The organism is Hanstruepera sp. CR43 (assembly GCF_055227665.1).
On sequence record NZ_CP200078.1, the window covers coordinates 38,153 to 59,443 of the forward strand.

Here is a 21,291-nt window from a genome sequence, read left to right on the forward strand (position 1 = left end):
ATGACTGAAACATTATTAAGTATTTGTTTAGGTATTGGATTGGCTGCTTCAGTCGGTTTTAGAGTATTTGTCCCGTTATTTGTTTTAAGCCTATCATCATATTTTGGTGTTTGGGAGCTCAATGAATCTTGGATATGGTTGAGCAGCACAGCAGCTCTAATAACATTTGGTGTGGCAACACTTGTCGAAATATTCGCTTATTATATTCCTTATGTAGATAATTTATTGGACAGCATAACCGTTCCGCTAGCTACCATAGCTGGTACAGCTGTTATGGCATCTACAATGGTAGATTTAAGTCCTGTGGCAACATGGTCTTTGGCTATTATTGCTGGTGGTGGAACCGCTGCAGTTGTTGCTGGTACATCCAGTGTTTCTAGATTGGCTTCAACTACAACAACAGCTGGATTGGCAAATCCGATTGTATCTACTATTGAAACGGTTACATCCTTCGTGTTATCTGTCATTTCAGTGTTCATTCCTATACTGGCACTTGTATTGGTTTTGCTAATTTTATGGGTTGTTTTCAGGCTTTATAGAAAGATGAAATCTCGTAAGTGATTTAATTTTAATTATGTTATTTTTGAAGAAGAATTGAACGTATTCCAATGAAGATAATTTCTATGATTCCGGCACGATATAGTGCCTCACGATTTCCAGGTAAACTAATGCAGGATTTAGAAGGAAAGACCGTTATATTACGCACCTATGAAGCAACCGTAAAAACAGGTTTGTTTGATGATGTATATGTAGTAACCGATAGTGATGTTATTTTTAAGGAGATTACTGATAATGGTGGAAAGGCTATTATGAGCCTCAAAGAGCATGAATGTGGTAGTGATCGAATAGCTGAAGCGGTTGAGTTCATGGACGATGTAGATATTGTAGTTAATGTGCAAGGCGATGAGCCTTTCACGGAGGAAACTTCCTTAAAAAAACTAATTGAGGTTTTTAGAAACGACCCAAATAAAGAAATAGATTTAGCGTCATTGATGGTCCATATTTCAGATTGGGATGAAATTAGTAATCCCAATACTGTAAAGGTCATTACTGATAGAAACAATTTTGCACTGTATTTTTCACGAAGTCCAATTCCATTTCCAAGGGATAAATCTGTTCCCGTAAAATATTTTAAACATAAAGGGGTTTACGCTTTTAGAAGGGAGGCCTTACTAGATTTTTACAGGTTGCCAATGTTGGAGTTAGAGGCTTCGGAAAAGATAGAATGTATTCGGTATTTGGAATACAGTAAAAAGATTAAAATGGTAGAAACCCATGTTCAAGGTGTTGAGATAGATACTCCTGAAGATTTAGAACGTGCCAAAAAGTTATGGAAATAGACTATAGTCATATTAAGGTCATTGGATTTGATGCAGATGATACTCTTTGGGTTAATGAAACGTATTTCAGGGATGCTGAAGTGGCATTCGGAAAGTTGCTATCTAAATATGAAACCCTTAATAAAATAGATCAGGAGCTATTCAAAATGGAAATGAAAAATTTACCATTATATGGCTATGGAGTTAAAGGCTTTGTTTTATCCATGATTGAAATGGCATTGGAACTATCTAATAATAATGTGTCAAACCATGTTATTAATGATATTTTGGCAATAGGGAAGGACATGATTAATAAGCCTGTAGAATTACTGGAAGGTGTTGAAGAGGTTTTGAAAAAATTATCTCAAAATTACCGCTTGATTCTGGCTACTAAAGGTGACTTATTGGACCAAGAACGCAAATTGGAAAAGTCGGGTTTGTTGGATTACTTTCATCATATTGAAGTGTTGAGTGATAAAAAGGAAGGTAATTATTCCAAGCTGTTAAATCATTTGGATATCAAGCCATCAGAATTTTTAATGGTGGGCAATTCCTTAAAGTCAGATGTTTTACCATTAATAAACATTAAAGCCCATGCTATTCATGTACCGTTTCATACCACTTGGTTGCATGAGGAAGTGCATGAAGATGAAACAAATGGTGTGGAATATAAAACCGTGGGTAGTTTATTGGATATATTACCACTATTAAATTAAAAAAATAATATTTTTGTTACAGAACCAATTACATGAGTTATAAAAATTATCCAATGGTGTCCAGAGTCGTATTTGGACGCGGCAGTTTTAATCAATTAGACGAAATTATTTCACCTAAAAGGTTAAATGTAAATGCACCTTTTATTTTTTTGGTGGATGACGTTTTTAAAGGTAACTCATGGTTGACATCAAGGATTCCATTGGCTTACGGAGATAAAGTACTCTATATTTCCGCCAATGAAGAACCAAAAACGTCTCAAGTTGATGCGCTCGTGGAAGAAATTATTCTGACTACCAAAGAGCGCCCTTCAGGTATTATTGGTATTGGAGGTGGAACGATTATGGATTTGGCAAAGGCCGTGTCTATCATGCTTACGAATGATGGTGAATCCAAAGATTATCAGGGATGGGATTTGGTTAAAAACCCAGCTATATATCATGTGGGTATTCCAACTATTTCTGGTACTGGTGCTGAAGTTTCCAGAACAACCGTCTTAACGGGACCTGATAAAAAGTTGGGTATAAACTCGGATCACACACCTTTTGATCAGGTAATTTTAGATCCTGAACTGACTAAAGATGTTCCAAAAGAACAATGGTTTTATACTGGAATGGACTGTTATATTCATTGTATAGAATCACTAAATGGGACTTTTTTAAATGCTTTTAGTCAAAGTTATGGAGAGAAAGCCTTTCAGCTCTGTAAAGAATTGTTTTTAGACAACAATTTAACTGCTGAAGAAGCACAAGATAAACTTATGATGGCTTCTTGGCATGGCGGTATGAGTATTGCTTATTCTCAAGTTGGAGTAGCCCATGCTATGAGCTACGGGTTGAGCTATGTTTTAGGTACCAAGCATGGCATTGGAAATTGTATTGTATTTGATCATTTAGAAGAGTTTTATCCAGAAGGGGTAAGGCTTTTTAAGCAAATGAAATCGAAACATAACATTGAATTACCGCAGAATTTATGTGCTGATTTATCTGATGAAGAGTTTGATACCATGATACAGGTCGCACTAAATTTAGAACCTCTTTGGGAAAATGCCATTGGCAAGAACTGGAAAAAAGTGATTACTCCAGAAAAGTTAAAAGAGCTTTATCAAAACATGTAATATGCGCTGGCTGGCCAAATTCATCTATTTTAAAATTCTGGGTTGGAAAGTAGTAGGGAATGTCAATATGTCAAAAGAAACAGTAAAAAAAGCTGTTTTAATAGCTGTTCCCCATACTAGTTGGCATGACTTTTACATCGGCTTATTACTGCGTCAGGTTATTGGTGTAAAATCTAATTTTATTGGCAAAAAAGAATTGTTTGTAGGGCCTTTTGGCTGGTATTTGAAAGCTATTGGTGGTGCGCCAATTGATAGAAGTTCCAATCACAACAAAGTAGAGGCCATTGCCAAGCTTTTTGATGAGCATGATGAGTTTAGATTGGCTTTGGCGCCTGAAGGTACACGTAAAAAAGTGGACAAATGGCGAACAGGATTTTACTTTATAGCCAAAGCAGCCAAAGTGCCTATTATTATGTTTACACTGGATTTTGAGAATAAACAAAACAGGATATCACAACCATTTTATCCGACTGATGATATGGAAGCCGATTTTGATTTTATGAAGCAATTTTTTAAGGATGTAAAAGGGAGAATTCCAGAATACTCCTAATGTCTTGGCATAGATTTTGAATGATATAATACAAATGATGAATGAAACATACAGTAAACATTAGTCCCTAAAAAGAAACATTTATCATGAATAAAAAAGCTACTTATTTTAAGTAGCTTTTTGTTTTTTATTCAGAAACTTTGAATTCTTTCATTTCCTGTAGTGGTTCTAATACATTATAATCGGACCAAACTGTTGGGTCATATTCTTTGAGTATTAAGTAATCAATTTTTTTGGATTCTGCTGCAGCATTGTAATCGGCTGTTGTAATGTCATTAACTTCAAGCATGAGTATTTCTGACCGTTCTTTAAAGGTGCCTTCAATTTTAAAATTAAAAGCCACTTTATTTCCACTGTCAGCGTTGTCGATGAATTTAATAGGTCTGTTCACATAAAAATAACGATCAACTTGCTCGCTGATATAATATGGATAATAGAAATCGTTGTTTCCTTTTTTATAGGCTACTGAACCAACCCGATTGCGTTCAACATATTTAATACCCAAGAGTAATCTTAAATTGAATTTGTCGCCTATTCGGTCTTCATAGAATTTATAATCGGCCCTGACAACAGCAAAGGTTTCATGAGAAATATACATAGTACCTGTATATTTAGCAGAACTGCGCTTGGGTCTGAAATGGACAATGTAAACAATTTCATCATTCAGTAATGTCAGGTCGTCTAATTCATATTTGTATTTACGGGTTTCGGTAACAAAATCCAAAGCAGGTTCTTCGGATGCAAAACTGTTATTTTTCAAAATCCCGAATGTAGCATTCCTGACATTTTTTACAGTATTAATGCTATCACCCATTTTATCTTCTCGATTATCTAAAGAGACCGAATCCGAAATCTTAAACAAACCAGATTTAACTGTATATACTTTATTCTTATCCAAATGCTTTAAAACAATATCGTTGCCTTTTTCAGCAATTTTTTCTAATGATTGATCATTTTTCTCATCTAAAAGCCTGACAGCTTTTTCGATATTAAGTTTTGCTTTTTCATCATTTAAAACATAAAGTGTCGATACGACATCAGAATACTGTTTGGATTTATTGTTGATTAGAGATGTTTCCAATGCGTCAAAATCCTTATTAAAATCTTCCAGCTGCTTCTTTTTAAAGTTGGATGATTTTTCAATTTCAAAATCTGCTGTTTTTCCAAGGATGTATTCAGTACGTCTACCAAAAAACTTAAACGCCTGGGAGTCTATTTTGTAATTTTTTTTAAGGTTGGCATTCACGTAATACATGATGGAATCAATACCCAGCTCTCGATCCGTAATGTAAACCTCCGAAAGTTCGTTGACCATTTCAGTCATGATATAGTCTTTTGAAGAAAATTCTTGTAATTGCATACCCAATTTTTCGTAACCAAGGCAAGAAATAGTAACCGAGTCTGTTGATTTGAATCCTGAAGTAGCAATCGAAAAATTACCTTCGTCATTTGAAATCACACCATAATCATCACCAATCTGAATAGTGGCAAATGGAATGGGTTCATCTTTTTCGTTTGTTATTTTACCATTAATACTTTGTGCAAATAAAGAAACTGAAATAAATAAATAACAATATATAAAAAGAGTAGAGGTTCTGCGGTTATGGAACATATAAGTTTTTATTAATAAACGATTTGTTATCCGTTTTGTTACGTCTAAAAATAAAAAATCCTAAACGATTTCGTTTAGGATTTTTTATTTAAATAGCACTGTCTAAAATAAATAGTATATCATATTCTCCATAATATATTTTGTAAGTCCCATCGGGTCTAATAAAAACATGATTAAAGTCGAAAATTGAGTTTTTGAAAAACAAGTTATTTAAAAAACTACTCTTGTCAGTAAATAAATGCTTATGCGGTTCTTGATCACTATCAAAATCCTGATTTACAATAAATATGGGTTCTACTTTACTATGATTGTCGTATATCCATCCCCAATAACGATCATGTACCAAATCATTTTTTAAAACTGAATTATATGACTTGTATTGGTGGATGATTATAGTTTTACTAGTGTCAATAGAAAGGTTAGTAATTTTATTTAAAACAGTTCTAATTTGAGAGAATTCATGTTTTGTAAGCTTACCTCGAAAGAGTCTAGTATTTAAATAATTGACAACTAAAGTATCATTTTCAACGGTTTTAGAAAAAAAACCATTTTTCAAGCCTTTTTTGAATTCCCTCTTTGAAATGTATTGACCTTCAGTGTTGGCGTAAAGAGTTTTTTTGTTTTGAGAAAAGGAATTCGTTAATGTTAAATTGAACATTAGGCTAATATAAAATAGAAGCTTTAAAATCCTCATTAAATCTTATTTAATTAATCGGCAGTTTCTTCCATAGTATGATATACATTCTGCACATCATCATCCTCTTCTAATTTTTCAAGGAGTTTCTCAACATCTGCAGCTTCTTCCGCATTTAGAGGTTTGGTAACTTGCGGAATACGTTCAAATCCAGAGGATAAAATCTCAATACCACGATTTTCCAATTCTGCTTGAATAGCGCCAAAACTTTCAAAAGGCGCATAAATTAAAATACCATCATCATCAACAAACACTTCTTCCGCACCATAATCAATGAATTCCAATTCGATTTCTTCAGGATCAAGACCTTCGCCATTGATTCTGAAATTGCAGGTATGGTCAAACATAAAAACAACAGAGCCAGATGTACCCAAACTGCCATCACACTTGTTAAAATAGCTTCTCACATTCGCTACAGTCCTCGTATTGTTGTCTGTAGCTGTTTCAACTAAAACTGCAATACCGTGTGGCGCATAGCCTTCAAAAAGCACTTCTTTATAATCGCCTTGATTTTTATCGCTCGCACGTTTTATGGCCCGCTCAATATTGTCTTTAGGCATGTTTACGGCTTTCGCATTTTGAATTACGGCACGTAACCTGGAATTGCTATCAGGGTCAGGACCACCTTCCTTAACAGCCATAACAATATCTTTACCAATTCTCGTAAAAGCCTTGCTCATGGCAGACCAACGTTTCATTTTTCGTGCTTTTCGGAATTCAAAAGCTCTTCCCATATAATGTATTTTAAAAATTGAATGACAAATTTAAAAAAAATGCCATGCTACAAAAAAAATCTTTTACTCCTGAACTTCAACAATCATTTCAATAGCTTCTGCCAGTTTAAAATCTTTGTCGGTTACACCATTCGCTTCGTGCGTTGACAATGAAATCGACAGCATATTATAAACATTAGTCCATTCTGGATGGTGGTTTTGGGCTTCACATTCAAAAGCAATACGACTCATGGCACTAAAACAATCTTTAAAATTGTCAAATTCAAATTCGGCATGAAGCGCATCCTCGTAATATTCCCAATCGGGAAAACGCAGTAGTTTCTTTTCAATGTCTTGAGGGGTCAATTTTTCCATATTGAAGTTTTTATTCTATTAAATTACGAAATACCCGAAAGAATATAATCTAAAATTCCAATTCTTTTAAGGTTTCTTTACTTTGAAGCTGCAAATGCTTTGGGAGTAGGTGTTCCTTTGGTAAAACGGCTAAATACCTATCGTCATTGGTTGTGTAAACACGTTTTAGTATAGCATTTTTGACACCCAATGATTCAATGATTTCCTCAATAAAGGTTTCGTGATGTACTAAATCTTGACTGCCTAAATGGTAAACGCCGTATTTTTCACGATTAATAATATAATGGACTTGTTGAGTCACTTTATAATCAGATGTGACATTCATAATCAGATTGGGAAACACTTCAATAGGCTCTTTTTCTTTTAAATTTGTTTTTATTTCTTCGATACGCGGTGAATGTTTCCCAAAAACCATAGGTAATCGTAAAATAGCGACTTGTTTTTTTGGTAGTCGCATGAGCATGTTCTCGATTTTAATTTTAAAATGCCCATAAACACTATTGCTTAAAGTTTTATCAGTTTCGTAACTGGGATATTTGCTATAGGCATCAAATACATTAGCCGACGAAAGAAACAGCATACGAGTTTTGTACAATTTCATATACTCAATCATATGCGAATGCGCCATTACTTGAGACGAAAAGTCACCGCGCAAAGCTGAAATGATAATGGTTGGTTTGACGATTTGCAATATTTCAAAAGCATCATCGCTTTCAACATCGTAATGAATAAATTGCTGGTTTTTTTCGAATTCCCGTTTGGGAGTTCGGTAAGTCCCGAATGTTTTATAGTAGCCACAAAGTTCTTTATAAATAGCATTGCCAATAAAGCCACTGGCACCAAATATCAAAATACGATGTTTGCTATTTATCTTCTTCATGAAATCCAACGTCAATTCAAGGATAGCTTATTTTTTGTAAAAAGGTAATTTAACCACTGTTGCAGGCACAGCATTCTTGCGAATTTGAATATTAATTTTAGAGCCAAACTCACTAAAAACAGGAGCTACATAACCAAGACCAATGCCCTTTTTCAATGAAGGTGACATAGTGCCAGAAGTTACCTTGCCTATAAGCTTACCATTATTATCAACAATGTCATAACCACTTCTAGGAATGCCCTTTTCATCCAATTCAAAAGCGATTAATTTACGTTTCAACACGCGCTTTTTCTCTTCGGAAAGGTTATCAGAATTGGTAAATTCTTTAGTAAACTTGGTAATCCAACCCAATCCAGCTTCAAAAGGCGAGGTAGTATCATCAATATCATTGCCGTATAAACAGTAACCCATTTCCAAACGCAGGGTATCACGTGCAGCAAGTCCTATTGGTTTAATGCCATAATCAGCTCCAGCTTCAAAAACCTTATCCCATATTTGTTTAACTTCACTGTTTTTACAGTAAATTTCAAAACCACCACTGCCTGTGTATCCAGTAGCCGAAATAATCACATGCTCAATGCCAGCAAAATCACCAACAACAAAATTGTAGAAATTAATTGCTGATAAGTCATGACTTGATAAGCTTTGCATAGCTTCTACGGCTTTAGGTCCTTGAATAGCTAAAAGAGAATAATCGTCACTTAAATCGCGCATAACCGCACCAACATCATTTTTAGAACTAATCCAGTTCCAGTCTTTTTCAATGTTACTGGCATTGACAACCAATAAGTAGGTTTCCTCTTTCACACGATACACAATAAGGTCATCAATAATACCACCTGTATCATTCGGTAAACAACTGTATTGTGCTTTACCAACTGTTAATTTTGAAGCATCATTACTGGTTACTTTTTGAATCAACTCTAAAGCATGAGGCCCTTCAATTAAAAACTCACCCATGTGCGAGACATCAAATACGCCAACGGCATTTCTAACGGTTTCATGTTCAATGTTAACGCCTTCATATTGAACAGGCATGTTGTATCCAGCAAAAGGAACCATTTTGGCACCAAGTGCTATGTGAGTATCGGTTAAAGCAGTATTTTTCATATTGTTTTCCTAGTAACGAGAATTGTTAAGTTAAATATTGTATTTCTCGCAAAAGTATTGAAAATTATCTGTTTTGCTAAAGCTAGCAATAGTTAATCTGTAATTAAAAGTTTGTTAATTTTATTAATTATGCGATGTGTTTCAGTTTTTAAAATTAATTTTAGGGTTCTTAAAAACCAATTTCATAATGAGACTAAAATTATTTACCCTTTGTTTATTTCTTTTTTCTGTGATTATCATGGCTCAAGATGGTGTACCAACAGACTATTTGAGTTCTGATTTTCATAAAGAAAGACGTGAATCATTACGTTTTAAAATGGCTGACAATAGTGTAGCCGTATTTTTTGCCAATCCAGTGAGAAATCGCGCGAATGATGTTGATTATGTCTATCACCAAGACCCTAATTTTTATTACTTAACCGGTTATAAAGAGCCGCATGCGGTTTTGGTTGTTTTTAAGGAAGACCAAACAGATGCCAATGGTAATACGTTCAATGAGGTTTTATATGTTCAGGAGCGCAATCCACAAGCCGAGCAGTGGACTGGAAGACGTTTGGGAATTGAAGGTGCTAAAAATGAATTGGGTTTTGATGTGGCTTATAATGGTGCCGAATTTGCCAATTCTGGAATTAATTTTAGTGGTTTTGATAAAGTGATGTTCAACAATTTCAATAATGATTATCGTGATTCCAAACGTGATAAAGCCGATTTATTCAGTTTAATAGAAGCTTTTAAAGCACAAACAAATTACGATGATATGTTTGTTGAAGAAGACCCTATTAAAAATCGTGTCTATGAGATGATAAAAGCTACAGAAGTAGAAAATAGTGCTAATGTTGCACAGATGATTAGCAGAGCTTTTGAGCAGTTTCCAGAATTGAAGAAAGATAAAGTGATTGCTGATTATGTTAACGCAACTGATGACAAAACCCGTATTGAGTTACAACAGCAGGTTATTAAAATTGAATCGGAAGCCCCAAAAAGTAATTTGGATACCAAATCATTATCGACCATTATGGCTAGTTTACGCCAAATTAAAACAGAAGAAGAAATGGTGTTGCTAACTAAAGCTGTGCGTATTTCAGCAATGGGCCAACGTGAAATTATGAAAGCCATGCATCCTGGCATGTCTGAATTGGAAATTCAAGGCATACATGAGTACGTTTATAAGAAATATGGTAGTGAGTATGAAGGTTATCCAAGTATTGTAGGTGCAGGAAATAATGGCTGTGTGTTGCATTACATAGAAAATTCCAAAATGAAAGTAGAAAACGATTTAGTGCTTATGGATTTAGGTGCTGAATATCATGGGTATTCTGCCGATGTTACCAGAACCATTCCAGCCAATGGAAAATTTACACCAGAGCAAAAAGCCGTTTATGATATTGTTTACAATGCGCAAGAAGCTGGTATTAAAGCGTCAACTGTTGGTAGACCATTCAGATCAGTTGATGCTGCTAGTAGAGAAGTGGTTAACGAAGGACTGGTGCGATTGGGCATTGCAAAAGATACGGATGATGCACGTCAATATTTCCCACATGGAACCTCACATTATCTAGGTTTGGATGTACACGATCCAGGTGATTACGGTGCTTTACAAGCTAATATGGTGATTACGGTTGAACCTGGTATTTATATTCCAGATGGTAGCCCTTGCGACAAAAAATGGTGGGGCATTGCCGTACGTATTGAAGACGATATTTTAATTACCGATAACGGTCCTGTGAATTTATCTGGAGAAGCACCACGACAATCTGATGAGATTGAAGCCTTGATGAAAGAAACAAGTGCTTTGGATGATTTTGTATTGCCAACGTTGGATTAGATAAAAACCAAAGAATATTTATAAAACCCAAATAGCTTGTTATAGTTGTTTGGGTTTTTTATTCAAGGATGGTTAATCCTGTAGGGGTAATGAAAGCTATTAATATGCTATCCTATTTCTTCGAACACGTGTTAATCCCTAGAGGCTTGTACAATGGACAAAAGCTCATAAAACTTGTAAGGGCAAAAACTATGGCTACAATAAGCAACACGATTCCTAATGTTCCTGAAATGTTTCCTGTAAAATACAGAACGGCAATGACTGCAGCAACCAATAATCTAATGGTTTTGTCTGCTGTTCCCATGTTTTTTTTCATAATAGAGGTTTTTTATTATTCAAGATACAAAAAAAAGCCATTAATAGGATAGTAGCATTTGATGATTGGGATTATAATGTGTATCAGAAATTTTAAAATCGTAACTGCCCACAATTTTAAAGCCTGCCTTGTTGTAAAACGAAATGGCCTTTTGGTTTTCAACCCAGGTGTACAGCCACATACCCGTTTGCTGGTTGTTTTTTGAGAAAGTCACACAATAATTAAAAAGCTCCAATCCTAATTTAAGATGATGATATTCTTGCAAAACATAGAACCTTTCTAATTTGCTAGAGGTCTTGTTGGGAATGTTTTTACCAGAAACATTTAATACCAATTTGGAATAGCCAATGGGTGTTTCGTTGTGATATAGAATGTGGTAATGGTTTTTGGCCTGTTTCAATTCGCGTTCAAATTCGGTAATAGCGAATTTGGCTTTTACATAATTGGCAATGTCCTTTTTGGAAGCACTGTGTCCGTGCGATTCCAAAAAAGTCTGCTTGCCCAAATCGGAGAGCATTTTGGCATCAATGCCAGTAGCGGTTAGTATGGTTGTCATAAGATAATAGCGTTTACTTAAGTTTCATTTATTTTAATTCATAAGCAGGTAGTTTTTTAAGTCGTCATAAGAGGCCATTTTAATACTGTGTTTGTCTTTGCCCATAACATCTTGAATCTGTTTTGGTAAAGGAACTTGGGTGTTTACGGTTTCTTCAACCACATCCAAAAACTTGGTTGGATGTGCGGTTTCCAAAAACACACAATGACTCTGGGGATTGTTTTCTAAATAGGTTTTACAACCCAAATAGCCCACGGCTCCGTGAGGGTCGGCTATGTAATTGTATTTTGTGTACAGTTCTTTCATGGCTGCACGTGTTTGAGCGTCCGTAAAACTGAAACCAGAAAGATTCTTTTTTAACTCGTGAAAATTGTTTTTGTAAATCTCCTGGATGCGCTCAAAATTGCTGGGATTGCCAACATCCATAGCATTACTAATGGTTTGCACGGAAGGCTTGGGGTTATAACTTTGAGAATTTAAATAATTGGTCACGACGTTGTTTTCATTGTTAGAGGCAATAAAATGGTTGATAGGCAAACCTAATTGCTGCGCCATCATACCAGCGCAAATATTACCAAAATTGCCACTTGGCACTGAAAAAACTATATCGTGATGCTTGTTGTGTAATGCTTTGTAAGCAAACATAAAATAGAACAGTTGAGGCAACCATCTGGCCACGTTAATCGAGTTGGCAGAAGTCAATTGTTTATGACTGGTAATGTCAGTATCTAAAAATGCTTGCTTTACCATATCCTGACATTCGTCAAAAACACCATCGACTTCTAAAGCCGTAATGTTTTGCCCCAGAGTAGTTAATTGTTTTTCTTGAATATCACTAACCTTTCCACTGGGATAGAGGATAACCACTTTAACGCCTTTCACACCTAAAAATCCATTAGCCACAGCACCACCAGTATCACCAGAAGTGGCAACCAGAACGGTCACTTCATTCGTATTATCTTTGTTGAAATAACCCAGACATCTTGCCATAAAACGCGCACCGACATCTTTGAACGCCATGGTTGGTCCATGAAATAGCTCTAAAGTTGAAATATGTTCGCTGATATTGACTATTGGGAAATCAAAGGACAGTGTTTCTTTTATAATTTCTTTTAATACCGTTTCTGGAATGTCTGGCTCAACGAACTGCTTGATGGCCTCAAAGGCTATTTCAGTATGGGAAAGGACATCTATATTTTCAAAAAATGATTTTGGTAATGGCGTGATGCTTTCCGGGAAATACAAGCCTTTATCGGGAGCAATACCTTTAATAACGGCTTCTTTAAATGTAGCTTTATTGGATTTATTGTTTAATGAGTAAAAGTTCATTTAAGTAATTGTTTTAACGCCATCAACACTGATTTCAGACGTAAAAGTATAAAATTCAATTTCAGTATCCGCATAGGCTTTATGAATAGATTCCTCAACGGTTTTGGCTGTTTCTTTACCCTTTGATAAGGCAAATATAGTTGGTCCAGCTCCTGAAATACCAGCACCTAATGCACCTGATTGTAGAGCAGTAATTTTAACTAAATCAAAATGGGGAATCAGTTTTTTTCTCACAGGTTCCACAACAACATCTTGCAATGACCGACTAATCAGATCGTAATCATTTGTATAGAGACCGCTAATCAAACCACCTACATTGGACCATTGTGTAATGGCACTTTTTAATGGAATGTCTTTGGGCAAAACATTTCGGGCATCTTCGGTCTTTATTTCTATTTGTGGATGTAATGCGGTTATAAATAAATCATCAGGAACGGGTAAACTGACGACTTCCAAAGGGTCATAACTCCTTATCAACACAAAACCGCCAAACAAGGCTGCTGAAACATTATCGGCAATTTGTGAGCCACATGCAGCTTCTTCGCCCAGCATGGCGAACTGAATCAATTCAATTTTTGAAAAAGGTTTTCCCAATAATTCGTTGATAGCATAAGCAGTTCCAGCCGCACTGGCCGCACTGGAACCCAATCCACTTCCTGGCTTAAATCCTTTATAGATTTCAATATCTAAACCTATTTGCAAATCCAGTTTTTGGAGCATGGCTTTTATAACGGTTCCTACTAAATTGTCATCAATGTTGTAAGGGAGATTGGCTCCTTCAATTTTAGTAATAATTAATTGTTTGTCTTCACGTTTGGAGAAGATCATTTTGTCACCTTTTCCATTTAAAGCTAGTCCTAAAGCATCAAAACCACAGGAGACATTCGCAACAGTTGCAGGTGAAAAAATAGTAATTTGATCCATAATTAATTATTACCAATTCTTATGATGTCTGAAAATAATCCTGAAGCTGTTACATCGGCTCCAGCACCAGCACCTTTAATGATCATGGGTTGTTCTGGGTAGCGCTGTGTGTAAAACATGACGATGTTATCCTTGCCTTCTAGATTATAGAAAGGATGACCTTCAGGGATTTCTCTCAACCCAACTTTGGCTTTACCATTATTGAATTCGGCAACATACTTCAACTGACAATTTTTGGATTTAGCTGAAGCATAAAGTTTTTGAAAATGCGCTTCATCATCAATCAAGGTTTGATAAAAATCATTCACAGAATCGCTTTCTAAATTCGCTTTAGTTAAAAAAGAATTATTTTGAATATCCTCTAAATTCATATCCGTGCCGCTTTCTCTTGCCAAAATAAGAATTTTTCGGGCGACATCAACACCGCTTAAATCAATTCTAGGATCAGGTTCTGTGTAGCCTTCCGCTTGAGCTTGTTTCACGACATCGTGAAATTTGGTTTTATTATTAAAGTTATTGAACACAAAGTTCAAGCTTCCAGAGAGTACTGCTTGAATTGAGGTTACTCTATCGCCTGACGCTATTAAATTGTTAAGCGTGTCAATGATTGGTAATCCGGCACCCACATTGGTTTCAAAGAGAAAAGGTGCGTTGTATTTTCGTGATAAATATTTTAAATTTTGATAATTCTGCAAATTACTGGAACATGCAATCTTATTACAGGCAACAACGGCAATGCTTTCTTTCAAGTAAGCTTCATACATATTTGCGACGGATTCATTTGCCGTCACATCAACAAATATGCTATTACGTAGATTAAAAGTTTTCACACGTTCTAAAAAGTCTTGCAACGTTGCTTGTTTGCCGTTTTCTAATCTTTCCTTCCAATTTTTAAGGGATAAACCGGAATCATCAAATACCATTTTGCGGGAATTGGATAAACCAATCACTCGAAGGTTTATTTTAAGATGCTCTTTTAAGAATTTCCTTTGCTGTTTTATTTGCTCTACTAAACGTTCTCCAACATTACCAACACCTGTTATAAAGACATTGAGTTGTTTGTTTTGGTCTTCAAAAAAGCGCTCATGGATGGTGTTGAGGGCTTTTTTTACGTCATTTTGGGAGATTACAGTTGATATGTTTTTTTCAGATGCGCCTTGAGCAATAGCCCGAATATTAATGTTGTTTTTTCCTAATGCACTGAATAATTTACCACTAACACCTTGATGATTTTTCATGTTATCACCAACAAGCGCAACAATGGCTAAATTCTTTTCCAGAAGAATGGGATCAATTTTATGTAAGGCTATTTCATTGGCAAATGCCAAATTGATTGATTTTTCAGCCTTATCAATATCATCTTCTGAAATACCAAAGCAAATGGAATGCTCTGAAGATGCCTGGGTAATTAATATGACATTAACTTTTTCTATCGCCAATGTTTCAAACAGTCGCTTTGAAAAACCTGGAATTCCAACCATACCGTTGCCTTGAAGGGTTAGTAGCGAAATATTATCAATATGACTGATACCACGTGCTACGGTTGTTTTAGCATTGGTATATTCATTGGAGATTACCGTTCCAAAAGCATCTGGCTCCAAAGTATTTTTTATATGAATCGGAATGTTGTAATCCAAAACAGGTTGAACAGTTGGTGGATAAAGCACTTTGGCGCCAAAATGAGACAATTCCATAGCTTCCTGATATGACAGGTTTTTAATAGGGTAGGCCTGCTTGACCAATTTAGGATTGGCTGTATACATACCACTAACATCTGTCCAGATTTCTAAACGATTAGCTTTTAATGCTGCCGCAACAATAGCTGCCGTAAAATCAGAACCGCCGCGACCTAGAGTCGTTTGTTCGCCATTTTCAGATTTAGATATAAAACCAGGAAGGATCGTAATAGATTGATTTTTATCTGAAAAATAGGATTGGATGTTTGCGTTTGTGATATCAAAACTAACTTCAGCTTTTGTAAAATTGGAATCGGTTATAATGAGTTCTTGACTATTTTTTCTAATGACATTATTACCACGTTCTTTTAATACTTCAGTTATGATATAAGAAGATAAAAGTTCACCAAAGCTCACCAGTTTGTCGGTTGTTTTGGGTGATAATTCATTAATTAAATAGATGCCATCCAATAAACTTTTAAGCGCTTGTAATTTAGTTTCTAGATACTCTTTAGCTGTAGAATTTTGATCAGAAATTAATTCAGACAATATGTTTAAATGAATTTCTCTAATATCCTTAAATACAGTAATATATCTTTCATCTTTCTTTTGAGCCAATTCACCAGATTCCAAAAGTTTATTGGTAATACCTCCAACCGCTGAAACCACACAAATAAGAGGTTCTGTTTTAGCGTATTTTTCTAAAATGTTGATGACTTGATTGATGTTTTTTGAGGAGCCTACTGAAGTGCCGCCAAATTTTAATACATTCATAATTAATCGGTTGAAAAATTGAATAACTAAATAAGGGAAAATGGATTATATTAATTGCGGAGGTGAAATAGTACTAACCCCAAAGGGTCGACATAAAAGCAACAGTAGTAATCATACCTTTACAAGAAATAAAGGTTGAAAAATTAACTAGTATGTTAGAGGATAGTTGCATTTTTTATGTCTATACCTTTCAAAAGTATTATTTTTACTGTAATAAAAAAATAAATCCCTTTTTTTTGGATTGAAGGGCTTTTTTATTCGATAAGTTGTTGAATAAGTAAACGATATACATGAAAATATTTTCAAAGGAGCAAATATACGAAGGGGACAGATTGACTGCAGAACGTCAGAACATTTCATCTACAGAATTGATGGAGCGCGCAGGAACTCAAATATTCAATTGGTTGCACATGCGTATGCAAGGCGCTCAAGTGCCCATTCACGTATTTTGTGGAATTGGTAACAATGGTGGAGATGGTTTGGTTGTGGCGCGTCATCTCATAACTCATGGTTATAATGTAAATACTTATGTGGTCAACTATAGCGATAAACGCTCAAAGGATTTTTTAATTAATTATGAGCGCATCAAGGAGACATCAAAAAAATGGCCAACATTGTTGGGTCCCAAAGATGAATTTCCTAAAATAGAAGTTCAAGATATCATAATTGATGCGGTATTCGGCATTGGACTTAATCGACCACCAGCAGATTGGGTAGTTAAGTTGTTTCAGTATTTCAAACAATCTAAAGCGTTTACATTATCAATAGACATTCCGTCGGGATTAAAAACAGATCAAGTTCCCGAAGATGAAAATCAGGTTGTTTGGGCGGGCTATACCTTAAGTTTTCAGTCGCCGAAATTGATTTTCTTTTTACCTGACACTGGTAAATATACGGTTCAATGGGAAGTTTTGGATATTGGAATCGATAGAGAATATCTCATGACAACGCCTACCGAAGCAGATTTGATAGGAAAACAAGAAGTATTACCTATTTACAAACCAAGAGATAAATTTTCTCATAAAGGGAATTTTGGACATCCTGTAATTATAGGAGGGAGTTATGGAAAAATTGGTGCTGTAAACTTGGCAAGTAGAGGCGCTCTGTATTCTGGCGCAGGTTTGATTACGACGTATACTCCTAAATGTGGTTATATTCCTTTGCAGAGCAATTTTCCTGAAGCTATGGTAATGACCGATGATGAAGAAAATTATATTTCAAATATAGAAATTGGGTTTGAAGCCTCTGCAATTGGAATTGGAGTTGGTCTGGGCACTCACGAAAAAACCGTGTCTGCATTAGAAGGCTTTTTAAAACAAAATAAATCGCCGTTAGTGATCGATGCTGATGGGTTGAATTGTATTTCTAAAAACAAGAATTTAATTAAATTATTACCAGAAAATACCGTTTTAACGCCACATCCAAAAGAGTTAGAGAGATTGATTGGCAAATGGGATGATGATTTTGATAAGTTATCAAAAGTAAAAGCATTTTCGGCTAAACATAAAATTATTGTGGTTTTAAAAGGAGCCAATACTATAACGGTAATGGGTGATAAATTATATGTTAATACAACTGGTAACCCAGGATTGGCAACGGCTGGGACTGGTGATGTGTTAACAGGTGTTATTACCGGACTTATAGCTCAAGGCTATGATCCATTGGCCGCTTCTGTATTTGGAGTATATCTTCATGGTAAAGCAGCTGATATCGCTGTGGAAGATTTTGGTTATCAAAGCTTGATAGCATCCCATGTTATTGAAACTTTAGGTGAAGCTTACATTGATTTATTTAAACTTCCTGAACAACATGAAGAAGAAGATGAAAGGGAAGAAGATGATAAGAAACAATAAATAAAAAAGCCACTGTTTGAGTGGCTTTTTTTATTTGTGATTTCGAGAAATTAGATACTTAATTCGGTAAATAATTCTTTTAATTTTTCACTTGATGGTCTTGGAGCATCTGGAGTGACTACTTTACCATCTGGATCAATCAGAATAAACCGTGGGATACTATTTATTTTATAAGCTTGAGTAAATTCCGATTCCCACCCAGCAGGAGCGATAATTTGAATGCCACCTAATTCTTTTTCAGCTACCATATTTTTCCAACCTTCTTTTGCTAATTTGGCTTTTTCTTCTGGTGTATCAGCTTTGTATCCTGCACCATCATCAATAGACATACTTACAAACTGAATGTTCTTATCATGGTATTCTTTTTCAATTTCTTTTAATGCTGGAATTTCGGCTTTGCACGGACCACACCAAGTTGCCCAAACGTCGATGTAAACATATTTACCCTTCAAATCAGCAAGTGAAGTCGTAGAACCATCAAAATTTTCATAATCTTCAAATGTTGGAGATTCCGCACCTTTTGGTAATTCATTCTTTAACGCAATGGCACCACCAATATATCTTTTGTAAGATTCAACCATTGGTTCTAAGCTTTTGTTTGCGCTATTAGTAATCAAAGTATCTATTTCTGCATTAGAAGCATAGAATTCAGTCAATTCAGTTTTAATGTCACTTAATCTTTTATCAAGTGTTTCCATATCTTCAATGTCACTTAATGCATCAAAATCAAGGAGTTTTTCTTCTTTTAATGCTTTGGCTGCTAAAAAGTTACTATGTTCAGACCCTTCACCAGAATATTTAGCAGTTTCATCAAACATTTTGGTGTCCAATGTCATATTGATGTCATATCCGTTTTTTAGAAATATGGAAGTAGACTCGGATCCGTCGTAAAAATTATAAATACCAGGTTCTACCTTTAGAGTATCGCTAAAAGTACCATCTTCGTTTACCTTAAGGGTTTTAGAATAATCTCTCGTTCTTATAACAATTGAGTCGCTATTTGGATTGGTAATTGTTCCTGAAAAAGTCACATAATCTTTAGGGGCTTCTTCTTTCTTTTCGCATGCAAAAACAGCCAATGCGCACAGTAATGTTAAAATTTTCTTCATGGGTTTGTTTGTTTAATCTCTCAAAAATAGAATTTTATATGGAATACCTATTAATTATTAACATTTGTTTGCATAATATCCAATGAATGTGGAATTTTGGAGTCCTTAAAATAAAAACATGGAAACGTTTCATTATATAACATCTGACGCCTTAAGCATTGAGACAATATCAGAAGTAATTTACGAAAGCAAAAACCTCAAATTATCAGACGAAGCTAGCCAAAAAATAAAATCCTGCAGAAGCTATTTGGATGATAAGTTAAAAAGTCAAGACAAACCTATTTATGGTATCAATACAGGTTTTGGATCTCTATATAATATAAAGATATCATCTGAAAATCTTACCAAACTGCAAGAGAATTTAGTTATGTCACATGCCTGTGGTACTGGAAAAACCGTTCCACAAGAGATTGTGAAAATCATGATGCTTTTAAAAATTCAGTCATTAAGTTATGGGCATAGTGGAGTTCAGTTGGAAACCGTTGAAAGGTTAATTGATTTTTATAATAATGATGTATTGCCTGTAGTCTATACTCAAGGATCATTGGGGGCTTCTGGGGATTTGGCTCCATTGGCACATTTGTCACTTCCTTTATTAGGACGCGGTGAAGTTTATTTTGAAGGTGAAGTTTGTGATGCTTCTTCAGTTTTAGACCAATTTGGATGGCAGCCCATTCAATTGCAATCTAAAGAGGGACTGGCACTGTTGAATGGTACGCAGTTTATGAGTGCTTATGGGGTATATTTATTAATGAAATCTTTCAAATTATCTTATTTGGCCGATTTAATCGGAAGTATTTCTCTTGAAGCTTTTGATGGTAGGATTGAACCTTTTAATGAATTGGTTCATTTGGTGCGTCCGCATAATGGTCAGCTCAAAACGGCTGAACGCGTGCGTGAATTTTTGGACGGTAGCGAACTCATATCCCAAGAAAAAGCACATGTTCAAGATCCGTATTCATTTAGGTGTATACCTCAAGTTCATGGCGCTTCAAAAGACACATTAGAATTTGTGAGAAAAACATTTACAATTGAAATAAATGCTGTAACAGATAATCCGAATATTTTTAGTGTAGAAGATGAAATCATTTCAGGAGGTAATTTTCATGGGCAGCCATTGGCATTGGCATTGGACTACCTCAAAATTGCTATGGCAGAATTAGGTAATATTTCTGAACGCAGAATTTTTCAATTGGTTTCAGGTTTAAGAGGATTACCAACATTTTTGGTTGATAACCCTGGGTTGAATTCAGGATTTATGATACCTCAATATACGGCAGCGAGTATTGTAAGTGCTAATAAACAATTGGCATCTCCTGCCAGTATCGATAGTATTGTTTCTAGTAATGGACAAGAAGACCACGTGAGTATGGGGGCAAATGCAGCAACCCAAGCTTACGACTTAATAAACAATGTAGAACGCATTTTGTCTATAGAATTGTTTAATGCGGCTCAAGCCATATCTTTCAGAAAGCCTTTAGAATCTTCAGATTTTGTTGAATCATTTTTAGATGTTTTTAGAGAAGAGGTTGAATTTGTTTCAAACGATAGGGAACTTTATTTGGATATTGATAAATCCCTTAAGTTTCTTCAAAATTTAAATATCGATGTTCATGAATTGTACTAATTAGATTACACATCATCTGATAAAATTGTCGATAATCTAATTTACTTTGAAACAGCCTTGTGAATTATATATATTCGTGTTTAGAATAAATAATTCTACCTACAATTATAGCATTTAAATTGGTTAATAGCATTTAAGTGCCTCAATTTACTTCATAAAAATGACTTGTTATTTTTAGGATATTATGCATCCTGAAAGTAATGTTCCATTTGGAGCTA

At 35.1% G+C, this 21,291-nt stretch carries 20 protein-coding genes; 8 read left to right on the forward strand and 12 right to left on the reverse strand.

Going from position 1 to position 21,291, the window contains the following annotated elements; all coding sequences use genetic code 11:
• The 5 genes from ACKXGU_RS00115 to ACKXGU_RS00135 are packed head-to-tail and all read left to right on the forward strand — an operon-like array spanning nt 1 to nt 3,700.
• Nucleotides 1-561, forward strand: a complete 561-nt coding sequence (locus ACKXGU_RS00115) for a DUF4126 domain-containing protein (RefSeq protein ID WP_463466055.1) — start codon at nt 1-3, stop codon at nt 559-561.
• Between the two features lie 47 nt (nt 562-608).
• Nucleotides 609-1,340 carry a 3-deoxy-manno-octulosonate cytidylyltransferase gene (gene kdsB / locus ACKXGU_RS00120; RefSeq protein WP_463466056.1) on the forward strand — a complete coding sequence of 244 codons (732 nt, stop codon included), beginning with the start codon at nt 609-611 and terminating at the stop codon, nt 1,338-1,340.
• A complete protein-coding gene (locus tag ACKXGU_RS00125) occupies nt 1,331-2,035 on the forward strand; it encodes an HAD family hydrolase (RefSeq protein ID WP_463466057.1) in 705 nt (234 codons plus the stop codon). The genes kdsB and ACKXGU_RS00125 overlap by 10 nt, the downstream gene beginning before the upstream one ends.
• Before the next feature lie 32 nt (nt 2,036-2,067).
• Complete coding sequence (locus tag ACKXGU_RS00130; RefSeq protein WP_463466058.1) at nt 2,068-3,150, forward strand: iron-containing alcohol dehydrogenase family protein; 1,083 nt, start codon at nt 2,068-2,070, stop codon at nt 3,148-3,150.
• Nucleotide 3,151: 1 nt separating this feature from the next.
• Nucleotides 3,152-3,700 (forward strand): 1-acyl-sn-glycerol-3-phosphate acyltransferase, encoded by a 549-nt coding sequence (locus tag ACKXGU_RS00135; protein ID WP_463466059.1) that lies wholly within the window; start codon nt 3,152-3,154, stop codon nt 3,698-3,700.
• A 127-nt stretch (nt 3,701-3,827) separates the two neighbouring features.
• On the opposite strand, the gene ACKXGU_RS00140 is transcribed toward ACKXGU_RS00135, so the two are convergent.
• The 6 genes from ACKXGU_RS00140 to gcvT all read right to left on the reverse strand — a co-directional run bounded on the left by ACKXGU_RS00140 (nt 3,828) and on the right by gcvT (nt 9,084).
• Nucleotides 3,828-5,312: a carboxypeptidase-like regulatory domain-containing protein gene (locus tag ACKXGU_RS00140; protein ID WP_463466060.1), complete on the reverse strand. Its 1,485-nt coding sequence runs from the start codon at nt 5,310-5,312 to the stop codon at nt 3,828-3,830.
• Between the two features lie 88 nt (nt 5,313-5,400).
• On the reverse strand, nt 5,401-5,970 hold the full coding sequence (locus ACKXGU_RS00145) for a hypothetical protein (protein ID WP_463466061.1): 570 nt from the start codon (nt 5,968-5,970) through the stop codon (nt 5,401-5,403).
• A gap of 50 nt (nt 5,971-6,020) precedes the next feature.
• The gene (locus tag ACKXGU_RS00150) at nt 6,021-6,740 is read right to left on the reverse strand and encodes a YebC/PmpR family DNA-binding transcriptional regulator (RefSeq protein ID WP_463466062.1); all 720 of its coding nucleotides are present in this window, start codon (nt 6,738-6,740) and stop codon (nt 6,021-6,023) included.
• Between the two features lie 63 nt (nt 6,741-6,803).
• The gene (locus tag ACKXGU_RS00155; RefSeq protein WP_463466063.1) at nt 6,804-7,094 is read right to left on the reverse strand and encodes a 4a-hydroxytetrahydrobiopterin dehydratase; all 291 of its coding nucleotides are present in this window, start codon (nt 7,092-7,094) and stop codon (nt 6,804-6,806) included.
• A gap of 49 nt (nt 7,095-7,143) precedes the next feature.
• Nucleotides 7,144-7,974 carry a sugar nucleotide-binding protein gene (locus ACKXGU_RS00160; RefSeq protein ID WP_463466064.1) on the reverse strand — a complete coding sequence of 277 codons (831 nt, stop codon included), beginning with the start codon at nt 7,972-7,974 and terminating at the stop codon, nt 7,144-7,146.
• A gap of 27 nt (nt 7,975-8,001) precedes the next feature.
• Nucleotides 8,002-9,084, reverse strand: coding sequence for a glycine cleavage system aminomethyltransferase GcvT (gene gcvT / locus ACKXGU_RS00165; protein WP_463466065.1), 1,083 nt, complete (start codon nt 9,082-9,084; stop codon nt 8,002-8,004).
• Nucleotides 9,085-9,271: 187 nt separating this feature from the next.
• On the opposite strand from gcvT, the gene ACKXGU_RS00170 reads away from it, so the two are divergent.
• Nucleotides 9,272-10,909 carry an aminopeptidase P N-terminal domain-containing protein gene (locus ACKXGU_RS00170; protein ID WP_463466066.1) on the forward strand — a complete coding sequence of 546 codons (1,638 nt, stop codon included), beginning with the start codon at nt 9,272-9,274 and terminating at the stop codon, nt 10,907-10,909.
• A 112-nt stretch (nt 10,910-11,021) separates the two neighbouring features.
• Here ACKXGU_RS00170 and ACKXGU_RS00175 read toward each other — a convergent pair whose 3' ends face one another.
• From ACKXGU_RS00175 to thrA, 5 genes are read right to left on the reverse strand one after another with little or no spacing between them, the layout of a single operon-like run.
• Complete coding sequence (locus ACKXGU_RS00175; RefSeq protein ID WP_463466067.1) at nt 11,022-11,225, reverse strand: YgaP family membrane protein; 204 nt, start codon at nt 11,223-11,225, stop codon at nt 11,022-11,024.
• Between the two features lie 40 nt (nt 11,226-11,265).
• Nucleotides 11,266-11,781, reverse strand: coding sequence for a GNAT family N-acetyltransferase (locus ACKXGU_RS00180; protein ID WP_463466068.1), 516 nt, complete (start codon nt 11,779-11,781; stop codon nt 11,266-11,268).
• Nucleotides 11,782-11,814: 33 nt separating this feature from the next.
• Nucleotides 11,815-13,110 (reverse strand): threonine synthase, encoded by a 1,296-nt coding sequence (gene thrC / locus ACKXGU_RS00185; RefSeq protein WP_463466069.1) that lies wholly within the window; start codon nt 13,108-13,110, stop codon nt 11,815-11,817.
• Nucleotides 13,111-14,034, reverse strand: a complete 924-nt coding sequence (locus ACKXGU_RS00190; RefSeq protein ID WP_463466070.1) for a homoserine kinase — start codon at nt 14,032-14,034, stop codon at nt 13,111-13,113.
• Nucleotides 14,035-14,036: 2 nt separating this feature from the next.
• Entirely contained in the window at nt 14,037-16,484 is a 2,448-nt protein-coding gene (gene thrA / locus ACKXGU_RS00195) for a bifunctional aspartate kinase/homoserine dehydrogenase I (protein ID WP_463466071.1), read from the reverse strand.
• A gap of 290 nt (nt 16,485-16,774) precedes the next feature.
• Between thrA and ACKXGU_RS00200 the strand changes: the two genes are divergently transcribed.
• Nucleotides 16,775-18,337: an NAD(P)H-hydrate dehydratase gene (locus ACKXGU_RS00200; RefSeq protein ID WP_463466072.1), complete on the forward strand. Its 1,563-nt coding sequence runs from the start codon at nt 16,775-16,777 to the stop codon at nt 18,335-18,337.
• Nucleotides 18,338-18,387: 50 nt separating this feature from the next.
• On the opposite strand, the gene ACKXGU_RS00205 is transcribed toward ACKXGU_RS00200, so the two are convergent.
• Entirely contained in the window at nt 18,388-19,446 is a 1,059-nt protein-coding gene (locus ACKXGU_RS00205; RefSeq protein WP_463466073.1) for a TlpA family protein disulfide reductase, read from the reverse strand.
• A 118-nt stretch (nt 19,447-19,564) separates the two neighbouring features.
• Between ACKXGU_RS00205 and hutH the strand changes: the two genes are divergently transcribed.
• Entirely contained in the window at nt 19,565-21,073 is a 1,509-nt protein-coding gene (hutH, locus tag ACKXGU_RS00210; protein ID WP_463466074.1) for a histidine ammonia-lyase, read from the forward strand.
• The last annotated feature ends 218 nt before the right edge of the window (nt 21,074-21,291 follow it).

Excerpts from the sequence above, each read along its gene's own strand:
- kdsB (WP_463466056.1), top strand. The coding sequence starts at position 609 with ATGAAGATAATTTCTATGATTCCGGCACGATATAGTGCCTCACGATTT.
- ACKXGU_RS00115 (WP_463466055.1), top strand. The coding sequence starts at position 1 with ATGACTGAAACATTATTAAGTATTTGTTTAGGTATTGGATTGGCTGCT.
- ACKXGU_RS00175 (WP_463466067.1), bottom strand. The coding sequence starts at position 11,225 with ATGAAAAAAAACATGGGAACAGCAGACAAAACCATTAGATTATTGGTT.
- ACKXGU_RS00130 (WP_463466058.1), top strand. The coding sequence starts at position 2,068 with ATGAGTTATAAAAATTATCCAATGGTGTCCAGAGTCGTATTTGGACGC.
- ACKXGU_RS00135 (WP_463466059.1), top strand. The coding sequence starts at position 3,152 with ATGCGCTGGCTGGCCAAATTCATCTATTTTAAAATTCTGGGTTGGAAA.
- ACKXGU_RS00180 (WP_463466068.1), bottom strand. The coding sequence starts at position 11,781 with ATGACAACCATACTAACCGCTACTGGCATTGATGCCAAAATGCTCTCC.
- thrC (WP_463466069.1), bottom strand. The coding sequence starts at position 13,110 with ATGAACTTTTACTCATTAAACAATAAATCCAATAAAGCTACATTTAAA.
- ACKXGU_RS00170 (WP_463466066.1), top strand. The coding sequence starts at position 9,272 with ATGAGACTAAAATTATTTACCCTTTGTTTATTTCTTTTTTCTGTGATT.
- ACKXGU_RS00205 (WP_463466073.1), bottom strand. The coding sequence starts at position 19,446 with ATGAAGAAAATTTTAACATTACTGTGCGCATTGGCTGTTTTTGCATGC.
- thrA (WP_463466071.1), bottom strand. The coding sequence starts at position 16,484 with ATGAATGTATTAAAATTTGGCGGCACTTCAGTAGGCTCCTCAAAAAAC.
- ACKXGU_RS00125 (WP_463466057.1), top strand. The coding sequence starts at position 1,331 with ATGGAAATAGACTATAGTCATATTAAGGTCATTGGATTTGATGCAGAT.
- ACKXGU_RS00155 (WP_463466063.1), bottom strand. The coding sequence starts at position 7,094 with ATGGAAAAATTGACCCCTCAAGACATTGAAAAGAAACTACTGCGTTTT.
- ACKXGU_RS00140 (WP_463466060.1), bottom strand. The coding sequence starts at position 5,312 with ATGTTCCATAACCGCAGAACCTCTACTCTTTTTATATATTGTTATTTA.
- ACKXGU_RS00200 (WP_463466072.1), top strand. The coding sequence starts at position 16,775 with ATGAAAATATTTTCAAAGGAGCAAATATACGAAGGGGACAGATTGACT.
- ACKXGU_RS00145 (WP_463466061.1), bottom strand. The coding sequence starts at position 5,970 with ATGTTCAATTTAACATTAACGAATTCCTTTTCTCAAAACAAAAAAACT.
- gcvT (WP_463466065.1), bottom strand. The coding sequence starts at position 9,084 with ATGAAAAATACTGCTTTAACCGATACTCACATAGCACTTGGTGCCAAA.
- ACKXGU_RS00190 (WP_463466070.1), bottom strand. The coding sequence starts at position 14,034 with ATGGATCAAATTACTATTTTTTCACCTGCAACTGTTGCGAATGTCTCC.
- ACKXGU_RS00150 (WP_463466062.1), bottom strand. The coding sequence starts at position 6,740 with ATGGGAAGAGCTTTTGAATTCCGAAAAGCACGAAAAATGAAACGTTGG.
- ACKXGU_RS00160 (WP_463466064.1), bottom strand. The coding sequence starts at position 7,974 with ATGAAGAAGATAAATAGCAAACATCGTATTTTGATATTTGGTGCCAGT.
- hutH (WP_463466074.1), top strand. The coding sequence starts at position 19,565 with ATGGAAACGTTTCATTATATAACATCTGACGCCTTAAGCATTGAGACA.